At 67.0% G+C, this 24,781-nt stretch carries 21 protein-coding genes; 5 read left to right on the top strand and 16 right to left on the bottom strand.

Translation table 11 applies throughout. The annotated features are described in order from the left end of the window. Window positions 1–5: 5 nt before the first annotated feature. Genes U1769_RS01735 through U1769_RS01725 form a run of 3 tightly spaced genes read right to left on the bottom strand, consistent with a single transcriptional unit; the run spans window position 6 to window position 5,867 of the window. The gene (locus U1769_RS01735; RefSeq protein WP_332711160.1) at window positions 6–1,475 is read right to left on the bottom strand and encodes an efflux transporter outer membrane subunit; all 1,470 of its coding nucleotides are present in this window, start codon (window positions 1,473–1,475) and stop codon (window positions 6–8) included. Beyond that, window positions 1,472–4,657 carry an efflux RND transporter permease subunit gene (locus tag U1769_RS01730; protein ID WP_332711158.1) on the bottom strand — a complete coding sequence of 1,062 codons (3,186 nt, stop codon included), beginning with the start codon at window positions 4,655–4,657 and terminating at the stop codon, window positions 1,472–1,474. The genes U1769_RS01735 and U1769_RS01730 overlap by 4 nt, the downstream gene beginning before the upstream one ends. A gap of 4 nt (window positions 4,658–4,661) precedes the next feature. Continuing rightward, on the bottom strand, window positions 4,662–5,867 hold the full coding sequence (locus U1769_RS01725) for an efflux RND transporter periplasmic adaptor subunit (RefSeq protein WP_332711157.1): 1,206 nt from the start codon (window positions 5,865–5,867) through the stop codon (window positions 4,662–4,664). A 477-nt stretch (window positions 5,868–6,344) separates the two neighbouring features. Between U1769_RS01725 and U1769_RS01720 the strand changes: the two genes are divergently transcribed. Next, window positions 6,345–7,943 carry a tetratricopeptide repeat-containing protein gene (locus tag U1769_RS01720; protein ID WP_332711155.1) on the top strand — a complete coding sequence of 533 codons (1,599 nt, stop codon included), beginning with the start codon at window positions 6,345–6,347 and terminating at the stop codon, window positions 7,941–7,943. Here the strand turns inward: U1769_RS01720 and U1769_RS01715 are convergent. Further along, on the bottom strand, window positions 7,938–8,603 hold the full coding sequence (locus U1769_RS01715; protein ID WP_332711153.1) for a Crp/Fnr family transcriptional regulator: 666 nt from the start codon (window positions 8,601–8,603) through the stop codon (window positions 7,938–7,940). The genes U1769_RS01720 and U1769_RS01715 overlap by 6 nt on opposite strands. A 175-nt stretch (window positions 8,604–8,778) precedes the next feature. Here U1769_RS01715 and U1769_RS01710 point away from each other — a divergent pair, with 175 nt between their 5' ends. Next, entirely contained in the window at window positions 8,779–10,710 is a 1,932-nt protein-coding gene (locus U1769_RS01710) for a hybrid sensor histidine kinase/response regulator (protein WP_332713579.1), read from the top strand. 15 nt (window positions 10,711–10,725) lie between these two features. On the opposite strand, the gene U1769_RS01705 is transcribed toward U1769_RS01710, so the two are convergent. Both U1769_RS01705 and U1769_RS01700 read right to left on the bottom strand, forming a co-directional pair. Beyond that, window positions 10,726–10,962 carry a hypothetical protein gene (locus tag U1769_RS01705; protein ID WP_332711151.1) on the bottom strand — a complete coding sequence of 79 codons (237 nt, stop codon included), beginning with the start codon at window positions 10,960–10,962 and terminating at the stop codon, window positions 10,726–10,728. 146 nt (window positions 10,963–11,108) lie between these two features. Continuing rightward, window positions 11,109–11,324 (bottom strand): hypothetical protein, encoded by a 216-nt coding sequence (locus tag U1769_RS01700; protein WP_332711149.1) that lies wholly within the window; start codon window positions 11,322–11,324, stop codon window positions 11,109–11,111. A 242-nt stretch (window positions 11,325–11,566) separates the two neighbouring features. Here U1769_RS01700 and U1769_RS01695 point away from each other — a divergent pair, with 242 nt between their 5' ends. Further along, window positions 11,567–12,352 (top strand): alpha/beta fold hydrolase, encoded by a 786-nt coding sequence (locus U1769_RS01695; RefSeq protein ID WP_332711147.1) that lies wholly within the window; start codon window positions 11,567–11,569, stop codon window positions 12,350–12,352. Between the two features lie 9 nt (window positions 12,353–12,361). Here the strand turns inward: U1769_RS01695 and U1769_RS01690 are convergent, their stop codons facing one another. Beyond that, complete coding sequence (locus tag U1769_RS01690) at window positions 12,362–13,849, bottom strand: phytoene desaturase family protein (protein ID WP_332711146.1); 1,488 nt, start codon at window positions 13,847–13,849, stop codon at window positions 12,362–12,364. 295 nt (window positions 13,850–14,144) lie between these two features. Between U1769_RS01690 and U1769_RS01685 the strand changes: the two genes are divergently transcribed. Both U1769_RS01685 and U1769_RS01680 read left to right on the top strand, forming a co-directional pair. Beyond that, on the top strand, window positions 14,145–15,629 hold the full coding sequence (locus U1769_RS01685) for an ATPase domain-containing protein (RefSeq protein ID WP_332711144.1): 1,485 nt from the start codon (window positions 14,145–14,147) through the stop codon (window positions 15,627–15,629). Window positions 15,630–15,636: 7 nt separating this feature from the next. After that, window positions 15,637–18,330: a PAS domain-containing hybrid sensor histidine kinase/response regulator gene (locus U1769_RS01680; protein WP_332711142.1), complete on the top strand. Its 2,694-nt coding sequence runs from the start codon at window positions 15,637–15,639 to the stop codon at window positions 18,328–18,330. Window positions 18,331–18,393: 63 nt separating this feature from the next. Here U1769_RS01680 and U1769_RS01675 read toward each other — a convergent pair whose 3' ends face one another. The 9 genes from U1769_RS01675 to U1769_RS01635 form a co-directional block, all read right to left on the bottom strand. Continuing rightward, window positions 18,394–18,927 (bottom strand): DUF3606 domain-containing protein, encoded by a 534-nt coding sequence (locus tag U1769_RS01675; protein ID WP_332711141.1) that lies wholly within the window; start codon window positions 18,925–18,927, stop codon window positions 18,394–18,396. Between the two features lie 91 nt (window positions 18,928–19,018). Continuing rightward, a complete protein-coding gene (locus tag U1769_RS01670; protein WP_332711139.1) occupies window positions 19,019–20,251 on the bottom strand; it encodes a tetratricopeptide repeat protein in 1,233 nt (410 codons plus the stop codon). Between the two features lie 102 nt (window positions 20,252–20,353). After that, window positions 20,354–20,872 carry a hypothetical protein gene (locus tag U1769_RS01665; protein ID WP_332711137.1) on the bottom strand — a complete coding sequence of 173 codons (519 nt, stop codon included), beginning with the start codon at window positions 20,870–20,872 and terminating at the stop codon, window positions 20,354–20,356. A 64-nt stretch (window positions 20,873–20,936) separates the two neighbouring features. Next, window positions 20,937–21,851, bottom strand: coding sequence for a sulfotransferase domain-containing protein (locus U1769_RS01660; protein ID WP_332711136.1), 915 nt, complete (start codon window positions 21,849–21,851; stop codon window positions 20,937–20,939). Between the two features lie 130 nt (window positions 21,852–21,981). After that, window positions 21,982–22,143 (bottom strand): hypothetical protein, encoded by a 162-nt coding sequence (locus U1769_RS01655; RefSeq protein ID WP_332711134.1) that lies wholly within the window; start codon window positions 22,141–22,143, stop codon window positions 21,982–21,984. A gap of 17 nt (window positions 22,144–22,160) precedes the next feature. After that, window positions 22,161–22,595, bottom strand: a complete 435-nt coding sequence (locus tag U1769_RS01650; protein ID WP_332711132.1) for a Bbp16 family capsid cement protein — start codon at window positions 22,593–22,595, stop codon at window positions 22,161–22,163. Window positions 22,596–22,737: 142 nt separating this feature from the next. Then, window positions 22,738–23,760, bottom strand: a complete 1,023-nt coding sequence (locus tag U1769_RS01645; protein ID WP_332711131.1) for a major capsid protein — start codon at window positions 23,758–23,760, stop codon at window positions 22,738–22,740. Between the two features lie 3 nt (window positions 23,761–23,763). Then, entirely contained in the window at window positions 23,764–24,408 is a 645-nt protein-coding gene (locus U1769_RS01640) for a hypothetical protein (protein WP_332711129.1), read from the bottom strand. After that, window positions 24,362–24,733 (bottom strand): Bbp19 family protein, encoded by a 372-nt coding sequence (locus U1769_RS01635; RefSeq protein ID WP_332711127.1) that lies wholly within the window; start codon window positions 24,731–24,733, stop codon window positions 24,362–24,364. Before U1769_RS01635 ends, U1769_RS01640 begins: the two co-directional genes overlap by 47 nt. Between the last annotated feature and the right edge of the window lie 48 nt (window positions 24,734–24,781).

Here is a 24,781-nt window from a genome sequence, read left to right as displayed (position 1 = left end):
GCCGTTCAGCGCCTCGCTGGATCGCGTCGTTCGGGTAGTGGCGCATCCTGCCAGCCGCCGCCCAGCGCCTTGAACAGGCTGATCTGCGCATCCGCCACCGCAGCATCGGATTGCGCGAGCGCAGCGCGGGCATCGGCCCGGTCGCGTTCGGCCTCGATCAGCAGCAGGAAGCTGTCGGCACCATAGTCGAAGCGCAGCTTCGACAGGCTCGCAGCGTCGGTGCTCGCCTGAGCAGCGCGAGCGAGGGCGGCGTTGCGATCGAGCGCGCCGGCATAGCGGGCGAGGGCCTGCTCCACTTCCTTGAGTGCGGTCAGCACCGTGCCGTCGAACTGCGCGAGCGAGGCATCGGCCCCGGCTTCTGCCTGGCGGACGCGGGCGCGCGCCACCGTCATGTTCGGAAAGCTCCACGAGATCAGCGGGCCAAGCGACCAGGAGCGGCCCGCCGATTTGAAGATGTCGCCCGGTTTTTGCGCGCCGAACGCAATCGAGCCGAGCAGTTGTATCGAAGGATAGAGGTCAGCCGTCGCGACGCCGACCCGCGCGGTATCGGCGGCGAGCGTGCGCTCGGCCGCGCGAACGTCGGGCCGCCGGGCGAGCAGCGCCGCGCCATCGCCGACTGGCACGGTCACCGTGAGCCGCGGTGGCGCCAGACATCGGTCGGCATCGGCATCGATCGCCTCGGGCGCATTGCCCGTCAACGCCGCTAGCGCATAGAGCGCGGCACGGCGTTCGGCCTCGAAGCTCGGGATTTGCGCCTGGGTATTGGCGAGCAGCACGTCGGCGCGTTGCACGTCGCGGCGCGTGCCGCGGCCGGCCTCGAACAAGGTATTGGTAAGGTCGAGCGTCTTTTGCTGCAGCGCGACCGTCTCGATCGCGACCGCGCGCTGCGCAGCATTGGAACAGGCAGTGGCATAGGCCCGCGCTGTCTCGGCCGCGACCGACACCCGAGCGGCATCGAGTTGTGCCGCGGCCGCGTCGGTATCGCCCCGCGCAGCTTCGATCGCGCGCGAGACCCCGCCAAACAGGTCGACTTCATAGGAAGCATCGAAGCCGAGCGAGTAGAAATCGGTCTCGAACGCCTGGCCGGTCGGGCTCCTGAAGGCCTGGGTGCGGCTGCGGGTCGCCTGGGCGCTGAGATCGGTCGTCGGCAACCGCGCGCCGCGCTGTTCCGACAGCACTGCGCGGGCGCGCGCGAGGTTCGCCGCGGCGGCGCGAATGTCGGTATTGTGCGCCAGCGCATCGGTGACGAGCCGGTCGAGCACTGGATCGGCGTAGAGTTGCCACCAGCGATCCGGCAACGGCGTTGCCGCGACCCGGCTGGTGCGCCCGGTCTCGGCAAAGCCGCCGGCCGAAGCCGATGGCGTGGCCGGGCGCGTATAGTCCGGACCCACGGTGCAGGCGGAGAGAGCGAGAGCGGCGGCCAGAATCCCCGATGAGTTCAGTACGAAGGACGGGGAGAGGTGAATCCGCTTCATGCCGGCTTCTCCACCGGCTCTCCGGCGGGCGGCGTCGCCGGCTTCCCGCGCCGCATTTTCGAGGACACCCAGTCGCCCAGCTTGCGGCTGATCACATAGAAGCTCGGCGTGAACAGCAGGCCGAAGGTGGTCACGCCGATCATCCCGAAGAACACCGCCACGCCCAGCGCCTGGCGCATCTCAGCGCCCGGCCCGCTGCCGATCACCAGCGGGAGCACGCCGAGGATAAACGCGATCGAGGTCATCACGATCGGGCGCAGACGCTGCTCGGCGGCATGTTCGGCGGCCTCGTGCATCTCCATGCCGGCCAGCTCGTTCTGCCGCGCGAACTCGACGATCAGGATCGCGTTCTTCGCGGCCAGGCCGATCAGCACGACGAGGCCGATCTGGGTGAGGATATTATTGTCCCCGCCCATCAGGTTCACGCCCAGGATAGCGGCGAGCAGGCACATCGGTACGATCAGGATGACGGCCAGCGGCAGCACCAGGCTTTCGTAATTCGCCGCGAGCAGCAGGAACACGAACAACACGGCAAGGCCGAACACGACCCCCGCCGTGTTGCCCGCCGCCTGTTGCTGGAAGGCGAGTTCGGTCCATTCGAACCGCATGCCCTTGGGCAAGGTCTCCTCCGCCAGCTTGGCCATCGCCGTCAGCGACTGGCCGGAGGAGAAGCCGCGCACTGTATCGCCCTGGAATTCGGCGGACGGATAGAGATTATAACGCACCACGCGGTACGGCCCGCTGTCGTTGCGCAGCGTCATCACCGCATCGAGCGGCACCATCTCGCCGGAGGCGGAGCGCGTCCGCAGATGCCCGACGTCGGAGATCTGGTCGCGATAAGGCGCGTCGGCCTGCGCGGTCACGCGGTAAGTGCGGCCGAGGAAGTTGAAATCATTGACATAGGTCGAGCCGAGATAAGTGCCGAGCGTCGAGAAGACATTCTCCACCGGCACGCCGAGCTGCTCGGCGCGCTCGCGATCGATATCGGCGAACAGGCGCGGGGTGCGGTTGTTGAAGGTGGTGAAGGCGCTGGTGATGCCCTCGGTCTGGTTGGCCTTCACCATCATCTGGAAGGCCGCTGCCTCGAGCGCCTTGAGCCCCAGATTGGTGCGATCCTCGATCAGCATCTTCCAGCCGCCGCCCGTGCCGATGCCGCGCACCGGTGGTGGCGGCACGACCAGGATATTGCCGCCGTTGATCGCGCCGAATGCCCCGCGCAGCTCGTTCGCGACCTCGTCGGCGCTCTCCCGGTCGCCATGGGGTTTCAGCGGAACGAACATCGCGCCGGCATTGGGCGCGGTGGAAAAGGTCGCGCCGTCCAGGCCGGCAAAGGCGACCGTGCCCTGGGCTGCCTTGTTGGCCAGCGCAATCTTCGTCGCCTGGGCCATCACCTCGGTCGTCCGCTGCAACGAGGCGCCGGGCGGCAGCTGGATCACCGCGATCAGATATCCCTGGTCCTGCGCCGGGATGAAGCCGGACGGCGTCACGCTGAACCGCCAGCCGGCCAGGCCGATCAGGCAGGCATAGACGATGCCGACCAGCGCCAGCGCGCGGACGGCGCGCGCGGTGAATTTGCCGAAGCGCTCGCCCAGACGCTGGAAACCGCGGTTGAAGCCCTGCGCGAACCGCGTCGGCCATCCGAGCACCCCGGCGCGCGGTTCGCTTTCATGCCGCGGCTTGAGCACGATCGCCGCGAGCGCCGGCGACAGGGTCAGCGATACGAAGGCGGAGATCACGGCCGCGGACACGATGGTCAGCGCGAACTGCTGATAGAATTGGCCCGAGATGCCGGGGATGAAGCTGGTCGGGATGAACACGCCGCACAGCACCAGCGCGATCGCGATCAGCGCGCCCGAAACCTCGTCCATCGTGTCATGCGCCGCCTGGCGGGGCGTCAGCCCCTTTTCCTCCATCAGCCGCTCGATATTCTCGACCACGACGATCGCGTCGTCGACGACGATGCCCACGGCCAGCACCATGCCGAACAGCGACAGATTGTTCAGGCTGAACCCGAAAGCGGCGAGCATCGCCAGCGATCCGACCAGCGATACCGGGACCGCGATCAGCGGGATGATCGTCGCGCGCCAGCTCTGCAGGAACAGCAGCACGACCAGCGCGACGAGGATGATCGCCTCGAACAAAGTCTCGTACACCGCGTCGATAGACGCCTCGATATATTCGGTCGGGTTATAGGGGATGCTGTACGCCATTCCCGGCGGGAAACTCTTGGCGGCTTCGGCGATGTCCGCCTTCACGGCTTCCGCAGTGGTCAGCGCGTTGGATCCCGGCAGCTGCGTGATGGCGATGCCGATCATCGGCTTGCCGGACAGGAAAGCGTTGATCCCGTAATCCTGCGCGCCGATCTGCACCCGGGCGACGTCGCGCAGACGGGTCAGTCGACCCTGATCGTCGCGCTTGACGATGATCTCGCCGAATTCCTCCGGGCTGGACAGGCGGCCCTTGGTCTGGATGCCGAGCTGGAAGGCGGTTCCGCCCTGGTTGAACGGCGGTGCGCCGACCGATCCGACGGCGACCTGCGCGTTCTGCGCGCTGATCGCCGCGACGATCTCGTCGACGGTAAGGTTGCGCGATGCCGCGCGATCGGGATCGATCCAGACGCGCATGTTGTAATCGCGGCCGCCGAACGCGCGCACGCCGCCAATGCCCTGGATGCGCGCCATGCGGTCGATCAGCTGAGTCGTCGCATAGTTGGACACATATTGCTGCGTCAGCGATCCGTCGGGTGAGGTGAGGGCGATCACCATCAGGATGTCGGGCGAGTTCTTCAGCACGGTCACGCCGACCTGGCGCACCTCGGCGGGCAGGCGCGGCTCGGCGGTCGAGACGCGGTTCTGCACCAGCACCTGCGCCTGATCGACATTCACGCCCTGCTTGAACGTGACGGTGATCTGCAGCGCGCCGTCGCCCGTCGCCGAGGAGGACATGTAGAGCATGTTCTCGACGCCGTTGATCGATTCCTCGAGCGGCGCGGCGACCGTCTCGGCCAGCGTCTCGGCGGTCGCGCCGGGATAATTGGCGGTCACCACCACGGTCGGCGGGGCGATCTCGGGATATTGCGCGACTGGCAGGCCGGGATAGGCGACCAGGCCGAACAGCACGATCAGCACCGACAGGACGGCGGCAAAGATCGGTCGCTCGATGAAGAAATGGGGGAATTTCACCAGATCAATCCACCGTCGCTTCGGACGCCGGCGGCGCGGTCCCGGGCTGCGAGGTGGGGGCGGTATCGGCGGCGCGCGGCTTCAGCTTGCCGGTCGTCGCCTTCACCGCCATGCCCGGCTGCAGGGTCGTGATCCCTTCGATCACCACCTGGTCGGTCGGGGCGAGGCCGGTCTTGATGACGCGCAGCCCCTCGACCTGCGGGCCGGTTTCCACCGGCCGCGGCGCGGCCTTGCCGTCCTTGCCGACGACATAGACCAGCTTGCGGGTCTGATCGGTGATGATCGCCTCGTCCGGCACCAGCATCGCACGATAGGTGCCCGAGCCGAGCAGACGCGCGCGGCCGAACATGCCCGGCGTCAGGAAGCCGGTCGGGTTGGCGATCACCGCATGAGCGCGGATCGTGCCCGAATTGGTGTCGATCGCATTGTCGACGAAGTCCATCCGGCCGCGCCACCGGTACCCGGTCTCGTCGGCGAGCTGCACCTCGACCGGATTGGGGGTGTTGCGCGAGGAGCCGCGCTCGCCGGTGCGCGCCTGGCGGAGATATTTGAGGTAGAAGCTTTCGGCGCCCTCGAATGAGAACCAGATCGGATCGGTCGAGACGACGCGCGTCAGGATGGTCGTGCCTTCCTGTGCGAAATTACCCTTGCTCACGCGGCGATCGGATACCAGTCCGGTGATCGGCGAGCGGACGGTGGTGAAACCGAGATTGAGCGCCGCGGTGCGGGCGTTCGCCTGCCCCGCCGCGAGATCGGCGGTGGCGCTGCGCACATTGGCCTGCTTGGTCTCATATTCCTCCTTGCTGATCGCCTGGGCGGCAAGCAGCTTGTCGGCGCGCGCCAGCTCGGATCGGGCGTTGATCAGCGCGGCATTGGCCTTGGCCGACTGGGCCTGCGCCTGGGCGAGCGCGGCGGCATAGGGGCGCGGATCGATGATGAAGAGCGCCTGGCCGGACCGGACGCGCTCCCCGTCGCCGAACAGCACGCGATCGATCGTGCCGGAAACGCGCGGGCGCACCTCCACGTCCTGGATCGCTTCGAACCGGCCGACATATTCGTCCCAGTCGACCACGTCGCGCTGCAACGGGACGGCGACGGTGACCTTGGGCAGCGGCGGTGCCGGCTTTTCCTCGGATCCGGAACAGGCCGAAAGGGCCAGGATGGTGCCGGCGACCAGCATGAGGGAGGACCGTCGAAAAGCAATCGGCATCGGCGCCTCATCCCCCTGTCCCGGCCGGCGCTACCCGGCGTCCCCGAAACGGCGCACGCACCCGGCAAGTCGATCTGCCATCGACGTGAAACGTCGCGTCGGCATTGCGCGGGCGCGCTCGCCGAAACAATCGGCAACACCCCATTAAGATATTTCGACGTGGTTGGAAATTTCTTTCGGACGGTTCGCCAAATCCCCGGGGCGCGGTGCCGAAATGGCGGCGTGACGGCCGTCACGCTCGCGGCCGTCGCCATGCTGTTAGCGCTGGGCCGATGCCGACCGATCCGAAGACTGAACACATGATCCCGGCCAGTTTCCCATCCGGGCGACTGGTCGGTGCCCGGCACCTGCGCCTGGGGCATCGTCAAGCACGTCCAGGCGCACTATCATGCCGACTGGCTCCGATCCGGAATCCGGAATGGTGGGGCGCCGAGGTTCGACGGAACACGAGGATGATCTGCCCATGATCGAGCGCTCATGACCACGGAGCCAGCGTACCGTGCGCAATTGCTGTCGGTGATTGCCCATGCCCGTGCCGGCGCGCTCGATCGGGCATGGCAACTCTACGCTGCGATGGATTTGCCGGGCCGGGAAAGCGATCCCGCGGCCCTCTCGGTGAAGGGGCGCCTGCTCAAGGACCTCGGCCTGCGCTCGTCGGGGGCGGCGCGTCGGCGGCTCTATGCCGATGCGGCGGCCGCGTATCGCAGCGCCGCGGAGCTGGGCGGGGCGACCTATCCGCTGATCAACGCCGCCACCCTGTCGTTGCTCTGCGGCGATCCGGATGCCTCGCGCCTGCTGGCTCAGGAGGTGCTGGACCGGATCGAGCGCCTGCCGGACGAGCCCGAGACGCCCTATTATCGTGCCGCCACTCGTGCCGAGGCGCTGTTGCTGCTCGGCCGCGACGAGGACGCGCAGGATGCCCTGGCCGACGCAATGGCGCTCGCGCCGCACGCCTGGGAGGATCATGCCTCGACGTTGCGCCAGTTCGCCATCGTGCTTGCGGAACAGGGGCTCGACGCGACCTGGCTCGATGCGCATCGGCCGCCGCGCTCGCTCCATTTCGGCGGGCATATGGCGTTTCGCGCGGATTCCGCCTCGGCCGCACTATCGGGCAAGATCGCGGCGGTGCTGGAGCAGGAACGCGTCGGCTTCGGTTACGGCGCGCTGGCGGCCGGTGCCGACATCATCGTCGCCGAGGCATTGATCGAGCGCGGCGCGGCGCTGCACGTCCTCCTGCCGGGCGGTGTCGATGGCTTCGCGGCGCTGTCGGTCGATCCGCACGGCCCGGAATGGCGCCGGCGCTTCGATGCCGCGCTCGCCGCCGCCGAGACGGTGCGGGCGGTGGAGCCGGCACCGTCTCCGCCCGACGAGGCCATGATCGCCCTTGCCGACGAGATCGCGATGGGGGCCGCGCTGATCAACGCGCGCCTGCTTGCGAGCGCGGGCGTGCAATTACTCGTTATGGCCGATGACGATGACGCAGCCGATGGCGCGTCGGCGCGGTCGCGGGATGCCTGGGCGCGCACCGGGCGACGCCAGCATGTCGTCCGCGCCGCGCGTGAGGATGTCGAGGTAGCGCCCGGGACCGTACCGATCGCGCCGCGCCGCCGCGCCGCCGCGCTGGCGGTTCGCGCTCCGGCGACGGATGTCGACCAGAACGTTCGGCAGGCCGGGCTCGAGGCGATCAAGGCTGCGCTGGACCGGTGCCCGACGCCGGATATGGCGGCGAGCTTCACCGGAGACGATGTCGTCCTTGCCTATGACGATATCGGCCAGGCCGCCGCGGCCGCGGGGATTCTGGCGGAGGCGATGCTGAGCGTCGGCGGCCAATATGGCATCGCCGAATGTTTGCGGGATCCCTTCAGCGGTTCGGCGCGGCTGATCGGGCGCGCGCGCGATCTGGCGCGGGCCGCTGCGGCCTCGGCGCCGGCGGGTACCGCCTGCATCACCGGGGATTTCGCGGCGGCGCTGGCCGTCGCGGCGCCTGAGGCATTCCGCACGGAATTCATCGGGGAGCTCAGCGCGCCGGCGGGTGCCGCACCGATCGACCTGTTCGCGCTCAGGCCGCTTTCATAGGATCATTTCCTCCAGCCGGTGCGGCGCGACGACCGTCAGTCCGTCGCCGTCGCGGCGAATGATGCCACGCCGCTCAAGCGCATTGATCGCGCGCGACGCCGTCTCGCGCGTCGTCGCCACGCGGAGCGCGAGTTCTGCGATGACGGGTGCCGGACGGATCGTCAGATCGACGCCGCCCCGCGCCTGGCGCAGCAGTTCGGCATTGACCCGACCAACCGCTGATAACGCAGTGCGCTCGTACATCCGTTCAGTGGCCTGGCGCAGCCGCTGCAGCAGCATCCGCGAAAGCGCGAGACCGACACAGGCGTAACGACCAGCCAACAGCACCAGTTCACCCGCCTCAAGCGTCAGGGTCCTGATATCGTCGATCGCGACGATATCGGCATCCTGCCGCGCCGCATCTGCCTCACCGAGCGCACCGAACAGGTCGCCCGGCCCGAACTCGTGCAGCAGCACGATCTGTCCCTCGGCGCCGTACAGCAAAGCGTGCGCCCGCCCGACGAAAAGCAGATACGTCAGCGTCAGCCAGTCGCCCTGACGTACGATGACGGCGGTGCGCGCAAAGGCGCGAATCCGCCCACGATCGACTACCTGCTCGGCGACATCGGCCGGGCAGGCGAAAACGTCGCGCACGAAACCACAGGCCTCATCCCGTTGCATCGCTCGACCCCCGACATGACGGCGACGATGAGAGCGCAAGCACGCACCGCTGGCAATCCCCTGAAGCGCCGCTGCCCCTTTACGGGAACCATCGCCCCCAACGCTGGTTGGGCTGGCTGGGGATATTATTAGGTTTCCGCGGACATAAAGTCCGGGGTGGTCGGATCGGGGGGTGATGGGCATTGCGGACAAGGCGAAGGTAGTGACGGGCGCTCGCTTCGACCTGCTCGTGCAGAGCGTCACCGACTATGCCATCTACATGCTCGATCCCACCGGTGTGGTGGTAAGCTGGAATGCCGGCGCTGAGCGTTTCAAGGGTTATCGCGCCGACGAGATCATCGGCCAGCATTTTTCCCGTTTCTATACAGTTGAAGAGCGTCAGGCCGGGGTTCCCGCCCGGGCGCTCGCGACGGCCGACACCGAAGGCCGGTTCGAGGCCGAGGGCTGGCGGGTACGCAAGGACGGCACGCTGTTCTGGGCCAATGTGGTGATCGATCCGATCCGCGATCCGGACGGATCGCTGATCGGCTTCGCCAAGGTGACGCGCGACCTGACCGAACGGCGCGCGTCGGACGAGGCGCTGCGGCGGAGCGAGGAGCGGTTCCGCCTGCTTGTGCAGAGCGTTACCGACTACGCGATCTACATGCTCGATCTGGCCGGCACGATCGTCAGCTGGAATGCGGGCGCCGAACGCTTCAAGGGCTACCGCGAGGACGAGATTCTCGGAGAACATTTTTCGCGTTTCTATACGCCGGAGGATCGAGCGGCCGCGCTGCCCGCCGCCGCCCTCCGTCGGGCGGAACACGAAGGACGGTTCGAGGCGGAGGGCTGGCGCGTACGCAAGGACGGTACGCGCTTCTGGGCCTCAGTGGTGATCGACCCGGTCCTGGATTCCGAGGGCAAGCTGATCGGCTTCGCCAAGATCACACGTGATCTGACTGAGCGTCGCCAAGCCCAGCAGGCACTCGATCAGGCGCAGGAAGCGTTCTTCCAGGCGCAGAAGATGGATGCGATCGGCAAGCTGACGGGCGGGGTGGCGCATGATTTCAACAATCTGCTCGCGGTGATCATCGGCAGCCTGGATCTCGCGCGGCGGCGCCTGGGGGAGGGCGCCGAGATCGGGCGTTTCCTGGACAATGCGATGAGCGCGGCCGAGCGCGGAGCGACGCTTACACAGCGCATGCTCTCCTTCGCGCGGCGCCAGGAATTGCAGCCGGAGACGGTAGACGTCGGTGCGCTGGTGCGCGGTATGGCCGAACTGCTCCACCGCACGATCGGCGCCGGAATATCGATCGAGACTCACTTCCCCCTGATGCTGCGCGCAGTTCATGCCGATCCATCCCAGCTGGAGCTCGCGCTGATGAACCTGGTGGTGAACGCGCGCGACGCGATGCCGGGCGGCGGACGCATCATGATCGAAGGCAAAGAGGAGCGGGTCGGGCGCGACACGGATCTGGCGCCGGGGGACTATGTCCGCCTGTCCGTCGCCGATCGTGGCGAAGGTATGGACGAGGCTACGCTGCTGCGCGCGATGGAACCGTTCTTCACGACCAAGGGCGTGGGCAAGGGTACCGGGCTGGGATTGTCGATGGTCCATGGTTTCGCCGCGCAATGCGGCGGTCGGCTGATCCTGAAGAGCAGGCCCGGCAAGGGCACCAGGGCGGAGTTATGGCTGCCGATATCGCAGGACCAACCCGTCGGCGTGAAGGCCGCCGAGGTGGCGAAAGTCGCGCCGCGGGCAATGGACCCGCTAGTCGTGCTCGCGGTGGACGATGACTCGCTGGTGCTCACCAACACCGCGGCGATGCTGGAGGATATGGGGCACAGGGTGTTGCAGGCGACGTCCGCCCGACAGGCGCTCGCTCTCCTCGAAGGGAGCGAGGTCGATCTGGTCGTCACCGATTATGCCATGCCGGAGATGACGGGCGCGCAGCTTGCCGCCGTGCTGCCCGCCAGTCTGCCGGTGCTCATTGTCTCAGGTTATGCGGAAATCTCCGCAGAGACGGAGGCAAATTGGCCAAAGCTCGCCAAACCCTTTCGCGATGAACAGCTCGCCCGCGCGGTGCGCGAAGTAATGTCCGGCAAGGCCGTGGTGGCAGGGTCGTGACGGTGCGCTACGCCGTTATTGCGCAGCAACGCGTTGCGTCCGGGCCTTTGTTCCCGGCGCCGCAACGCGGTGCTCTGCGCCGGCCTGCGGCACCGCCGCGGTGCGAAGTTCGTCGACCCTGATCCGGTCGAGCACGAACCAGACGGCGGCCGAAAGAACGAACAGCAGCGCAAAGGTAATCAGCACCGGCAGGATGCCGTTGCCCTGCGCCGCAGTCCCCCTGGTGGACTGATCGGTACGCGGCTCGGTCATAGGGTCCCCTTAATACAGGACGCAACGATGCCGCTTCCCATCAGTTCCCTCTGGGCGGAGAATCTGTCGCACCGGCGATTGGCGCCCCTAACAGACGCTTGCTCGATTTGGAATGCGAAAGGTGCCGAGGACTGGCGTCTCTCCAGCTATTGCCCGCTGATCCATTTGGTTCGGCTGACGACCCCGTCGATCACCTTTGATCCAAACGCCGCGCGCATCACCGCTGCGCCGTCGGCATTCACGAAGACGACGCGCGTGCCGCCGGAAAGCAGGGGTTCTATCGCGCTGATCGCTGCATTGTGCTTGGCGCAGCGGGCGATCACCTCGGCCTGGTCGATGTTGACGTTCATGGCGCGTGACATACGGCGATCCTCCACGGTAAAACGGGCAGTTGTCCGCGTCGGCGAAAGCCTGTGTCGGAACGGTCCGGAGCAGGGAGCGAGAGCGCAAATGGAATCACTCAGCCGCTCAGCGGATGCTCGATCCGATGGCGATGCCGGCGCTATAGCAGGCCGCGCCTGCCAAGGGAAATGACCTCCGGCATCGCATCGCGGCGCGACCATTGCGTTTTGCAACTTCGCCGCGGGAGGAACGTTCGACCGTGATGACCATAGCTGCCTGCGACGATCCGGCCGACCGTAAATCCCCGTACGACGCCGCCGCGCAGATGCTTCGCGAATGCTGGCTGCTCGTCCGCAGCGTCGTTCCGGAAGGCCGGACGCTTCGCCGGCGCATCGCCCGCCGGGGCGGACCGCGCATCGTGGTGATGCCTGGCCTGTTGGCGACCGATGCGGCGATGCGGCCGCTCCGCCTCGGGCTGTTGTGCGCGGGCTACCGCGCCTATCGCTGGGGGCTGGGGCGCAATCTGGGCGCATCGGCCGATCTGTTCGAACGGCTCGATCGCCGCCTCGATCAGGTGCAGCGGCGGGACGACCGGCCGGTTATCCTGCTCGGGTGGAGCTTCGGCGGCCTCATCGCGCGCGAATATGCCAAGGCCGCGCCGCACCGCGTCCGCGCAGTCATTACGCTCGGCAGCCCCTTTTCCGGCGATCTGAGCGCGACGATGCTTGCGCGCGTGTATGAATGGATCGCCGGCCACCGCGTCGATGCGCCGCCGATCGCGTGCACCTTGTCGGAGAAGCCACCGGTGCCTACCGCTGCGATCTGGTCGCGCAGCGACGGAATCATCCCGGTCTCGGCCGCCCGTGGCGGCGCCGGCGAAGCCGATTGCAGCATCGAAGTGGCCTGCGCGCATCTCGCTTTCCCGTCCGATGCGGCGGCGCTGGCCGCCGTGATCGAGGCAATCGCGCGCTGCTGCCCCGAAACGGTGCTGGCGGAACCGCCGGCGGCGTTCGATGGCGTGGGGCTGGCCGGCGGCGTGGCGGCCTGAAGCGGGGGTTCAGGCCGAAAAGGCGCGCCGGTCCACGCGGCAGATGGCCTGCACTGCCGCCCGCCCCGTCATCAGCCCGCCGGGCAGGCCGCCGCCAGGCTGGACCCACTGGCCGGCCCTGACGAAGCGGTCGAGGCCGGGCAGGGTGATGGGCAAGTCGCCGAATCCGGTGTCCGGCGTCATCAGCCATCCTTCCATGCTGCCCTGCCAATTGCCGGTGAGGCGGATCACGGTGGCGGGCGTCGATACGTCGGTCACCTCGATCGCGGCGGCGATGCCGGGCATGCGTCGCTCGAGGATCGCGACGACCGCCTCGGCGATGCGGTCCTTTTCCGCATGATAGCGTTCGGGGTGATCCTCGCGCAGGCCCGTCCAGTACGCGAAATTGCGGGTCGGCAGGAAGCAGGTGACGGCGGTCTTGCCCGCCGGCGCGCAGGTCGGATCATAATGGAACAGCCGGAACGCAACCTGTTCGAGCATGGTCCCAGGATCGACCTCGAGTGGCCGATCGAGCACGCGCGTCAGGTAACCGGGCTCGTCCGACAAGTCGCGCGCTATGCCCAGTGAGACCTGGAGATAGGATGGGAAGGGCACATAGGTTTCGAATATGCGTTCGATGCTCGCATCGGTATAGGCGCCGCCGAGCAGATCATAGATCGTGGCATGGCCGTCGGCGGCCGATATCACCCAGTCGGCCGCGATCGTCTCGCCGCCGACCAGCCGGACGCCCACCGCCGCATCGTCCTCTACGAGGATGCGCTCGACCGTCGCGCCGCAGCGCAGGGTGCCGCCCAGGCTGGCGAAGCGGTCGGCAATCAACTGGATCACCGCCTGCGAGCCGCCGATCGGATAGCCCGCATTGCGCGCGCTTTGCCACGCCAGCGCGAAGGTCACCGCAAGCACCGCCATCTGGGCCGATGCACCCTCGCCGAAGAACCGGCGGATCAGGGGATTGGTGAAGTGGGCGCCATAGTCCTGCGCCGTGATGCGCGAGAGCCGCCACAACAGCGGCATTTCGGGCAGGGTCCGCAGCAATGCCAGGCCCTTTTCCGGCCAGCCGGCGCTTGGGTCGGGGATCGGCACGTCCATCAGGTGGCGGATCGCGGTAGTGAAATTGCCGATCTCTTCGGCGTCTTCAGGCGCGATGGTCAACAACTCCGCCTCGAGCCAGTCGATATCGGCGAAGACGTGCAGCGCCTTGCCGTCCTCGCTTTCGACCCGGATGAATTCCTCGTGCTGGAGGAAGGTGAGCGAATCCACGTCGCAGACTTCGCGCCATTCCTCGTGCAGCGCGCCGTCGGGGTTGGAGCCGAGCAGCCAGTGCAGGCAGGTTTCGAAGACATAATCGCCACGCCGCCAGCGCGTCGCGAGCCCGCCCGGGCTGTCATGCTGTTCGAGGAGTTCGACCTCATAACCGCATTTCCGGGCATATACCCCGGCGCAGAGGCCGGCGACGCCGCCCCCGATGATGACGACCTTGCGTGCTTGCTGAATCATGGCGACCTCGTCCGATGAGGAACCGGCGAACCGGAGGCCGATGCGATGCACGCTCGTCCGGGCACGCTCAATTGGGCATATTGCGTATGGATCGCACGCCGTTGCGCGGCCGCAACCATTTTCGGAGACGCGGGTTGATCCCGGGTATGACCAGACCGTCGGTCGACCTGACCGCCTCACATGGCCGCACCGGGCCGACTACGTCCATGTTAAGGCGCACCATGTGGGCAGGCCCTAAGGCTTGGTGTGATGATCCCTTGCGTCCGATCCGGGCGCCGTCAATGATGGAACCATGATGAGTACGCGAAGCCACAAGGCGGCGACGGGTGTTGCCGGGCTCGACGATATTACCGCAGGCGGCTTCACCCGCGGTCGCCTCTATCTCGTCGAGGGCACACCCGGCACCGGCAAGACCACGATCGCCAGCCAGTTCCTGATGGCAGGCGCGGCGGCGGGCGAACGCTGCCTGTACATCACGCTGTCCGAAACCGAGGAAGAATTGCGTGAAAGCGCGCGCTCCCATGGTTGGGAACTGGACGAGAAGATCGAGGTGTTCGAGCTGGTGCCGCCGGAAAGCCTGCTCGACGACGATCAGCAGCAGAGCCTGCTTTATTCGTCCGATCTCGAGCTTGGCGAGACCACCAGGCGCATCTTCGAGGCGTTCGAGCAAATCAAGCCCGACCGCGTCGTGCTCGACAGCCTGTCCGAAATCCGGCTGCTCGCGCAGAGCTCGCTGCGCTATCGCCGTCAGATCCTGGCGCTGAAGCACTATTTCTCGCGCCACGGCTCGACCGTAATGATGCTCGACGATCTCACCACTGAGGAACTCGACAAGACCGTCCACAGCGTTGCTCACGGGGTGATACGGCTGGAGGAATTGTCGCCTACTTATGGCGCCGAGCGCCGCCGCCTGCGGGTGATCAAATATCGCGGGCAGCGCTATCGTGGCGGCTATCATGATTTCGTGATCGAGACCGGGGGCGTGCGAGCCTTTCCTCGGCTCGTATCGGCCGAGCACAAGACCGGCTTCACGCGCGATCTGGTGCCGACTCAGCATGGGCCACTCAACGCCTTGCTCGGCGGCGGCTTCGAACGGGGATCCAGCACCCTGATCATCGGCCCGGCGGGCACGGGCAAATCCTTGCTGGCACTCACCTTCGTCGCAGATGCGGTGGCGCGCGGCGAGCACGCGGCGATGTTCGTGTTCGACGAGGAACTGGGGCTGCTCAAGTCTCGCGCGAAAGCGCTCGGGATCGATCTAGAAGCGATGATCGAACGCGGGGCGCTCACGCTGGAACAGGTCGATGCCGCAGAACTGACGCCGGGCGAATTTTCGGAGCGCGTGCGCACTTGTGTCGAAGCGCACGACGCGCGCACCGTGGTGATCGACAGCGTCAACGGATATCAGGCGGCGATGCCGGAGGAGCAGGCGCTGATCCTGCACGTGCATGAACTGCTGCAATATCTGAATCGCCAGGGGGCGACGACTTTCCTGACGGTCGCGCAGCACGGCCTGGTCGGCGACATGAAGTCGCCGGTGGATGTCACCTATCTCGCAGACACCGTCGTCCTGCTGCGCTATTTCGAGGCGGTGGGCCGCGTGCGACGGGCGATATCAATCGTCAAGAAGCGGACCGGCCCGCACGAGGACACGATCCGCGAGTTCCGCATCGGATCGGAGGGCATCACCCTCGGCGAACCGCTCACCGCGTTTCAGGGTGTTTTGCGTGGTATTCCGTCGTTGATCGGCCAGTCCGCGGGGGAGGTCGCGCCAGCGTGATCCCCGCATGAATCGGACCTCCGCCCCCCAATGGGCGATCGTCCTTGCCCCACTTGGCCGTGATGCGACCATTGCCGCTGCCATGCTGGGCGAGGCCGGGATCGAAGCGCTCGTCTCGCCCGATCTCCCGGCGCTGGTCGCCGAGCTTCGGGCTGGGGCCGGCTTCGCGCTGGTGACGGAGGAGGCGCTGCGCGGCGCCGACCTTCATCCGCTCGACGCCTTTCTGCGGGAGCAGGAAGAATGGTCCGATTTCCCCTTCATCCTGCTGACTCAGCGCGGTGGTGGGCTGGAGCGCAATCCCGGTGCGGTGCGCCTGCTGGAAACGCTCGGCAACGTCACTTTTCTCGAACGTCCGTTCCATCCGACGACGCTGGTCAGCCTGGCGCGCTCGGCGCTCCGCGCACGGCTGCGGCAATATGAGGCACGGGCGCGACTTGAGACCATAAACGCCAGCGAGGCCCAGTTTCGCGCCTTCGCCCAGGCGATGGCGAATCACGTGTGGACGTCGCCGCCGACCGGGGGGATCGACTGGTTCAACCAGCGTACGCTCGATTATACGGGCGCGTCGCCGGCCGAGCTGGCGGGCGACGGCTGGATATTCACCGTCCATCCCGACGATCGCGCGCACGCCGAGGCGCTATGGGCGGCGTCGCTCGCGAGTGGTGCCGATTACGAAATCGAATTCAGGATCCGCCGGGCCGACGGCGAATATCGCTGGCATCTCGTCCGCGCCGTGCCGATCCGGGCCGATGATGGCCGGATCCTGCGCTGGATCGGCACCAACACCGACATCCACGAACAGAAGCTGTCGGAAGCGGAGAGTTTGCGCGACCGTAACCGGTTGTGGATGCTGTCGCAGGATCTGATGCTGGTGTGCGACTTCGACGGCGTGGTGACGGCGGTGAACCCGTCGGCGACGCGGCTGCTCGGGTGGGGCGAAGAGGAGATGGTCGGACGGAACATCGTCGATTTCCTCCACGCCGACGACGTCGCGGTCACGGCGGCGCAGATGGAATTGCTGGCGTCCGGCGCGACCACCCTGGCGTTCGAGAATCGCTATGCCCGCAAGCACGGCGGCTATCGCCTGCTCGAGTGGACGGCTGTGCCCGATGCCGGGCGCGTCCATGCCGTCGGGCGCGACATCACGGAAGAGCGCAGCCTCGCGCGCGATCGCGAACGGATCTGGAGTCTGTCGCCGGTGGTGAAGGTGGTCGCATCGATCGGCGGCCAGATCACCGCGGTGAACCCGTCCTGGACCAAGCTGCTCGGCTGGACCGCCGAGGAGACGATCGGCCGGCATATCCAGGAATTCGTCGCGCCGGAGGACCTTCCGGCCAGCCGCGAGGCGCTGAGCGAGCTCGCGACGGGCGTCTCTGTCATGGAAACGAAGCGCGTGTTCCTGACCAAGGACGGCGGCCGCCGCCGGCTCGCCTGGACCACGGTCCCCGAGGGCGGGACCTTCTATACCTTCGGCCGGGACATCACCGCCGAGACGGAAGCCGCCGAGGCGCTGGCGGAGACCGAGGCAGCGCTGCGCCAGTCGCAGAAGATGGAGGCAGTGGGCCAGCTCACCGGCGGCATCGCGCATGATTTCAACAATCTGCTGCAGGGCATCACCGGCAGCCTGGAGATCATCCAGCGGCGGCTCGATGCGGGGCGACTCGACGGTGTCGATCGCTTTCTGGCGGGCGCGACCAATGCCGCCAACCGGGCTGCGGCGCTGACGCACCGCCTGCTCGCTTTCTCGCGCCGCCAGCCGCTCGATCCTCGGCCGGTCGATGCCAATCCGCTGATCGCGTCGATGGAGGATCTGCTGCGCCGCACGCTCGGCGAGCAGATCGAACTCGATCTGGTCCTGGCTGAGGATCTGGGGTGGACATTGTGCGATCATAACCAACTCGAAAATGCGATCCTCAATCTCGTCATCAATGCACGCGACGCGATGCCGGATGGCGGCCGGCTGACGATCGAGACGGCGAACGCGGATTTGGACGCGGCGGCGAAACACCGCGATCTCGAGCCCGGCCAATATGTCTGCATCAGCGTGACCGACACCGGCACCGGCATGGATGCGGATACCATCGCGCGCGCGTTCGAACCCTTCTTCACCACCAAGCCGCTCGGCCAGGGCACCGGCCTCGGCCTGTCGATGATCTATGGCTTCGCGCGCCAGTCCGAAGGCTATGCGACGATCGAAAGCGAGCCTGGCCGGGGCACCAGCTTCCATTTGTGGCTGCCGCGCTATTTCGGAGCGATCGACCGCGACGAGCCGGAGGCCCATCGGCCGTCCGCCGCGCCGACCGATGCGGCTGAACTGGTACTGGTCGTCGAGGACGAGCCGGTCGTGCGCAGCCTGATCGTCGAGGTGCTGACCGAGCTTGGCTACCGCGCTATCGAGGCGAGCGACGGGCCGGAAGGACTCGAACTGCTGCGCTCGCGCGAGCGCATCGACCTGTTGATCACCGATATCGGATTGCCGGGGCTCAACGGCCGCCAGATTGCGGACGCCGGGCGGGAACTGCGTCCCGGCCTCAAGATCCTGTTCATGACCGGCTATGCCGAAAACGCCACTCTGGCGCCGGGTTTCCTCGATCCGGGCACTGCGATCATCACCAAGCCCTTTGCGATCGACGCCCTGGCGGCGCGGGTGCGCTCGCTGATCGAGGCGCCGTCCGAGGCCATCCTCGATACCACGTCATAAGGTAGAATCAGCTCAAGCTTGGAAGATGGGGCCGCGCCGCAGTCGCAACGCGGACCCGTCAGCTTACGCCTTGCCCTTGTCGCCCTTGGCCAGCGCGTTTGCCTTCGCGCGATCGGAGCCGGCCTGGGCGATGATCGCGCGCGCCCTGGTTGGCGTCAGGCCGTGCTTGCGCGCGAAATAATTGACTTCATAGGGCTCTCCGCCCGCGACCCGCACGCGATCGGGCGTGCCACGCTTGGTCTTGTCGTCCGCGGTCTTCTTGCCGGCCGCAGCTGCCTTGCCGGTCCGGGCTGAGCGCCGCGGGCGCGGCGCCGGGGCCGGCTCCGCCTCCGGCTGTGGCTTGCGCCGGCCGTAAAGCACCGCGCCGACCACTGCCGCAACGCCCAGCCCGATCGCGGCGCCCATGCCGATCACGCTCAACGGCAGGTTCTCGGGCAGCGCGAACCGATCGACCAGGCTTGCACCCGGCCGGGGCGCTTCGTCCTCACCGCGTGTCGGGATAGTGAAGGCCACCGGCTCAGCTGCCTCATCGATCGGGGCTGGGTGAATCGGGTAGGGCGAGACGGCGGCGTCGGGCAGGGGGCGTTGATGCGTCATGGCGTGCCTTTGCAAAGAAATGCGAACGACTCGTCCAACGCGCCGCGCGGGGAGCGGTTGCGCGGGGCGCGATCGCCCCGCGCACCGTCCGTCAGGCCTTTTGCTGGTCGATCCACACCAGCCAGTATTTGGCCAGCCCCGCCCGCGGCCCGGTAACGGCCCCGAACGCCGCCCTGGCCGCATCGGCCTGGCCGCTCAGCGCCAGCGCGGCGCCAAGCCGGGTGTTGACGACATTCGCATCGGCGCCGCCCTTGGCCAGGGCGACCCGGTACAGCTCGATCGCCGGGGCATAATCGGCATAGCCGAAATAGGCGTCGGCCATCGCCAGCGCGATCGGGCCGGTGCCGCTCGGCCCCTTGGCATGCGTAGCGCCGGCGGCCAGGCTGGCCTTGTCGCCCGCGACCTTGGTCTTCACGACATCGTTGAATTCGCGCGCGGTCATGTTCGTCGCGAGCACGATGTCGCCGCTCGCCACGCCTTCGGCCAGCACCGCGGAGGCCTCGCCGGGCAGCTTCTGATACACGCCCTCGACATAGGACAGATAATCGTTCTGCCCCTTCAACCCCTTCACCACGCGCAACAGGCGCATCAGGTCGATCGAATATTGCGTGTCGACCTTGTTCAGCTCACGATAGCTGATCAGCGCGTCGCGCCAGTTGACCGGGCTGGGATAGGCCGCGACCCGCGCCCGGGTGACGCGCTCCACCTCGGGCGCCAGCTTCGCCTGATATCCGACACCGATCGCACGCGCATACCAGTCCTGCGGCACCGGAACGCCGCCGGGCTTTGCTGCAACGGCCTTCTCGAACACCTCGATCGCCTCGGCCGGCTTTTTCTCGCCGATCTTCGCTTCCATCAGCAGCGCATAGACGCCCGGGTCGGTCGAGCCGCTCGCGATTGCCTGGGTCAGATATTTGTCGGCCTTGGCCATGTCCTTGTTGTTATATGCCAGCTGACCCGCTGCGGTGCTGAACATGGGGACATTGGCCGCGGGCAGGAAACCGCTCTCGAGCACGGCTTCGATGCCAGCCGCCTGCATCGCCGTATCGTTCTGCGCCTTGCCCAGATCGAGCCGGATCGATCCGATCGTGAAACGGTCGTCATTGCTCTTCGCCAGGGCCTCGGCCTCGGTGAGCTTGGCGGCAGCGGTGGCGTAATCCTTCTTCTTGAGCGCTTCCTGCGCCGCTGCGAGCGCTGGTCGTGCTTCCTTGGAAATCTTGGGGGCAGGCGCTGCCGGCGCCTTCTCCTTTTGCGCCAGCGCCACGCCCGGCGCTGCGCACAGGAGGGAAAGACAAAGAACCGACCGGACCGCGACGTACCTCATATGAACCTCTTCCTTGATCGCCGGCCGCGTGACGGGCCAAGCCTGGAGGGCGCCTGAATGCACCGTTGCGAATTGTTTTTCCAGAGGGTGAAGCGCGTTCCGTCAAGCGCCCGGGCACGGCCCGGCGCGGGTCGAGGCCGTGCCGTGCACCAGCCATCGACTCGAATTGCCCATCGTCGCGGCGTCGCGATGGCAGGCCTCGCCGGTGCCGGTCGCCGGATCGAACAGGAAGGTCCAGCTGCGGCCGCTGCAATCTTCAGGCGTGCAGCCAGTTGCCGCCACGCGCTCGCCGCGCGCGAAGATCGGCTTTTCCGGTCCCCGCGATTCGCGGAACTGAGCGCGGACCGTGCCGTCGCGCACGGCGTCGAGCAGCGCCTGCGACACGTCGGTGCGGTCGAAGAACAGCACGCCGCCGACCGGATCGTTCGGATAATGGCCGATATAGGCAGTGACGGGCGTGTCCGGCGCCAGGCCGGGCAGCGCCTTGGCGGGCACGACTGGCGGCGGCACGAAGGCCGTCCTGTTGGCCGCTGCCGGATCGCCCTCCGCCTTGCCGCCGCATGCCCCCAGCAGCAACAGGGCGATCAGCGGGGTGGTGCGGGCGAGCGGGCGGATCGGCATAGGGGTGATTCTCCTTGTCCCCCGCCAACGCCTGCGCGCGCAGCGCGGGCCCGGAAAATCGGCGTCAGACCGCCCGTACCCCGCCGGCCAGCCAGCGGGCGCAGATCGGGCCGAGTTCGGCCACGCTGCGCATCTCGTAATCGGTGACGTCGCGCAGGCTCAGCGTGTCGCGCCAGCGGCCGTTGACGCCCTTGTTGATGAACGTCTCGGCGCCGCCGTCCCAGAACACGCCGCCCAGCGGCGCGGCCCTGGACGCGTGCGCCTTCATCCAGTCGAAACCGCAATGTTCGACCATCTGCGGGAAGCGCGAGCGGTCGATCTCGATCTCGAGGAAGTCGGCGATGCGTTTCATTTCGCCGGGCAGGTCGCGCTTCAGGTCCTCGAAATGCACCAGCAGCACATTGGGCTGGTCCTTGATCGCCCACCAGCCGCGTACATTCTCCCAGAACGGCCAGAACGGATCGCCGTCATTGTCCAGCCAGTTGCGGAAATAGCGGCGGATATCGGGGTCCGCCCGCGGCACCGGCGGGCCGGTGCGGTCAGGCGTGTCGTTGAGCAGCGCGTACCACTCCGGCGTCGCGTTGATATGGTGGTTGTGGAAACTCCACAGCACGTCGCGGCCGTCGCGCGCGATATAGAGATATTTGGCGATGCGGTCGAAGTGCAGGGCATCGACCGGCAGGTGCGTCTTGAGGAAACGGCGGTGTGTCTGCGCCTCCACCGCGGCGAGCTTTTCTTGCTTCGGTGGCACGCGAAGATCGATCCAGGGCGACAGCTCTGCCACGTTCACGTCGGGATCGCCGTTGAAGATCAGCTGCGCGACGATCTGCTGCATCCAGGTGGTGCCCGATTTGGCGTAGGTGGCGATGACGATATCGTCGTCGCGAAAGGCGAAGTCGTTCCAGACGGTCGAATCGAAATGGTGGTTGTGGAATTCCCGTGTCTTCGTCGGTGCGCGCGGCGCGAGCTGGGTTGCCATGGGATGTTCCGCAGTTGGGGTCGCCCACGGGTGCGGGATATGTCCGGATACGACAACGCGCCTGCGTCCAAGAGTCGACCAAGCGACGGGTGCGACGGAAGCGGGGACGTGGCCCGCTTCCGTCGCATGGCTATGCCGATGCCGCCTGGCGCGCGCGTGTGGTCCGCTCCGCCGCGATCGGACGCCACGCCGCGCCGCGCGGTCCGTCGGTGGTGAAGGGCTGGCCCGGGCGGTAGAACTCGCCGCCGGTATAGACGTCATGCGGCGCGATATAGGCGCGGGGCTGCTTCATGGCGCTTCCCTTCGCGGTCACGGGTTGGTCTGGTTGCCCGCGGTCACGCCGGCAGTGATCTTGCCGAGCGTCGGCGCGGTGCCGGCGACGGTATATTTCAGCCGCAGATAGCGCTCGTCGGTGCCGACCGGCAGTGAATCCGGCAGCAACAGCGTCGCGCCCACCGCGAGCTGCGCCAGCGTGTACGCGGGCGAGGTCCACACCGTCTTCGGCGTTGCGAAACCGGCATTGTCGTCGGTTTCGATGCCGATGCTCAGCGAAGTGATGTTGTTGAAGCTCTCGACAACGCTCGCGCGGAGCGTGATTTCCCGCCCCTTGCCGATATCGCGGACGATGGCGCTGGCGGCACCGAACACGGTGCCGGTCGCGCCGAGATCGATGATGTTGGTCGAGGGTGCCGTGGCGGTCACCGCCTGGGCGTTCGAGAACAGGGTGGTGGCGTCGAAAATCATGTCATTGTTCCTCTTTGGCTTCCCCGGCGAAGGCCGGGGCCCAGTTGGGGGAGGCGAATTGGCTGGCGCTGCGCGAAGTGACGGCTGCCTTCCCCGCGGGGCCCCGGCCTTCGCCGGGGAAGCAGGGAAGAGCAGGCATTGCTCAACTGACCACGCTCTCCGCATTGATCAGCGCGTCGGTTTCGCGGATCGGCATGCCGCGGTAGGACAGCACCTCCTCGCCCTGCAGCTCCATCGGCTTGAGCATCAGCGCGCCGTTGGTCGAGCTGGTGCCAAGCGCATCGAGCGCCTGCAGCATGTCGCGGTTCATGTAGATGACGGTGCGGCCCTGCGCCGCGACGTTCGACGCCAGCTTGGCCGCCCGCCGCCCCTGCAGCTTGTAGCAGGCCTGGCGCATGAAGCCGTAAAGGTCGATGGACCCCGCCATCACGTTCGACACGTCGATATTGGCGATCCGCGCATTGTAGCGCCAGTCGCGCACCGCCACGCCGATATGCTGGCGGAACAGCTCCTCCTTCACATAATAGACGTTGCCGTTGCCGTCGGTGGCGCGCTGTTCGCCCTTGTCCTCGCGCACCACGCCCGCCTTGGAGCCCTTGGGGTGGATCAGCGTGGTATAGTCGTCGCCCCAGGTTACGAACCAGATCGAGGTATTGTCGGCGCCGACGCCGCCGGCATTGATGATCTGGTTGCCGGCTCCGCCGCCGCCGAGGTTCGAATAGCGCGCGGCCAGGCCTTTGAACTTCTCCGGCGTGGTCGTGGTGTTGTGGTAGAAGAAGCCGCGCGAAACCTCCTGCGCCATCGCCTCGAGATAGGCGCGCCCCTCGGACAGGCGCACGCCGCCGGGATTGTCGGAGATGTCGAGCAGCCGGGTATCGACGGTCGAAAGACCCTCGACGAAGCCGGTGGTATCCTCGACCTGCTGGGTGGTCGACTTGCTCTGCGGAATGCCCTGGTAGAGCCGCCCCCAGGTCACGTCGGGCAGGCCGGTGCGGATGGTGTGACGGTGGCTCGTGCCCAGGTTGCAAGGCGCGGTCACCGCGTCCTCCATCACGGGATTGAGCTGCCGCAGCACCTCGACCACTTCGCCGAGCTGCGCGTCCGCGCCGCCGGCGCCCTTGTAGAGATCGATCAGGTTGATGAAGCTGTTGCCGATGGTCGCCATGTCTTACCTTTCTTGGGGAGTATCCTGGGGGTAGAGCGTCTCGGCCCTGTCCCGCTTCGAGTGTTGGATGCCGGACGAGCGCTCGAACCCGTCCTCGCCGATCGCCTGGCCGACCCGCTGGAAGGCGCGGATCATCTCCGGGTGGTTGCCCAGGCCGCTCTCGTCGAGGAGCACGCGGAACGGGCTGCCCTTGACGAAGCCGAGCGCGTCGAGCGCCTTGGCCGCGGTGCCGATCGTCTTCGACCAATGCTGGCCGCCGATCTCCGGATCGGCTCGTGCGCTGTCGAGCCACGCCTTGCGATCGGCCTGGACCTGGCCGAGCATCTGCCGCTGGTGCCGGTCGATCAGCCCCTGGGCGAACTGACCGGCGACCGGCATCAGCTTGTTGGCCTGCTCATTGGAGAGGCCGAGTTCGCGAAAGACCGGCGTGGCCAGTTCGATCGCCACGGGATCGAGGGTCAGGCCCTCGGGCGCCGTGAGCTGGTAGCTGTCGGGGATGCCAGGCGCGGCCTCCACCGCATCATCCTCGGTGAAATCCGCGTCGTCCGGCGCATCGCCGGCAAGCGCGGAGGGTTCGAAATCGTCGAAGCCGTCGTCCGCCTCAGGCGTCGTCGTCTCCGGGTTCGGCAAAGCTGTTTCGTCGTTCAAGGGCATTCTCCTTGCGAGTGGAATGGGCCAGTTCGTGCAGAGTTTGAATCAAGGTCGCCGCGGGGATTCCGGCCGGCAGCGAAACCGGCTGGGCGTCGTCCAGATCGCGCAGGATCTCGAGCGCGAGCGAGCGCCGGCCTTCGAGATAGAGGTGCCGACCGTCGGCCACGGTCGCGGTCGCGTCGAACACGCCGGCGGTCTGGACCAGCGAGAGCAGGAAGCGGCGAAACGGCGCGTTTTCGAGCAGTACGAGCTTGTCGGTTTTTTCGAGCATGAGTGCCTCTCTGATCTCCCTCTCCCCTTGTGGGAGAGGGAAGGGGCCCATCGCGCAGCGATAGGAAGGGTGAGGGGGACAGCGGTGAATGGTGCGGGC

This window comes from Parasphingomonas zepuensis (assembly GCF_036663735.1).
Lineage (GTDB): Bacteria > Pseudomonadota > Alphaproteobacteria > Sphingomonadales > Sphingomonadaceae > Sphingomonas.
Note: the sequence above shows the minus strand (reverse complement) of the source record. Positions and strands in the feature narration are given on the sequence as shown.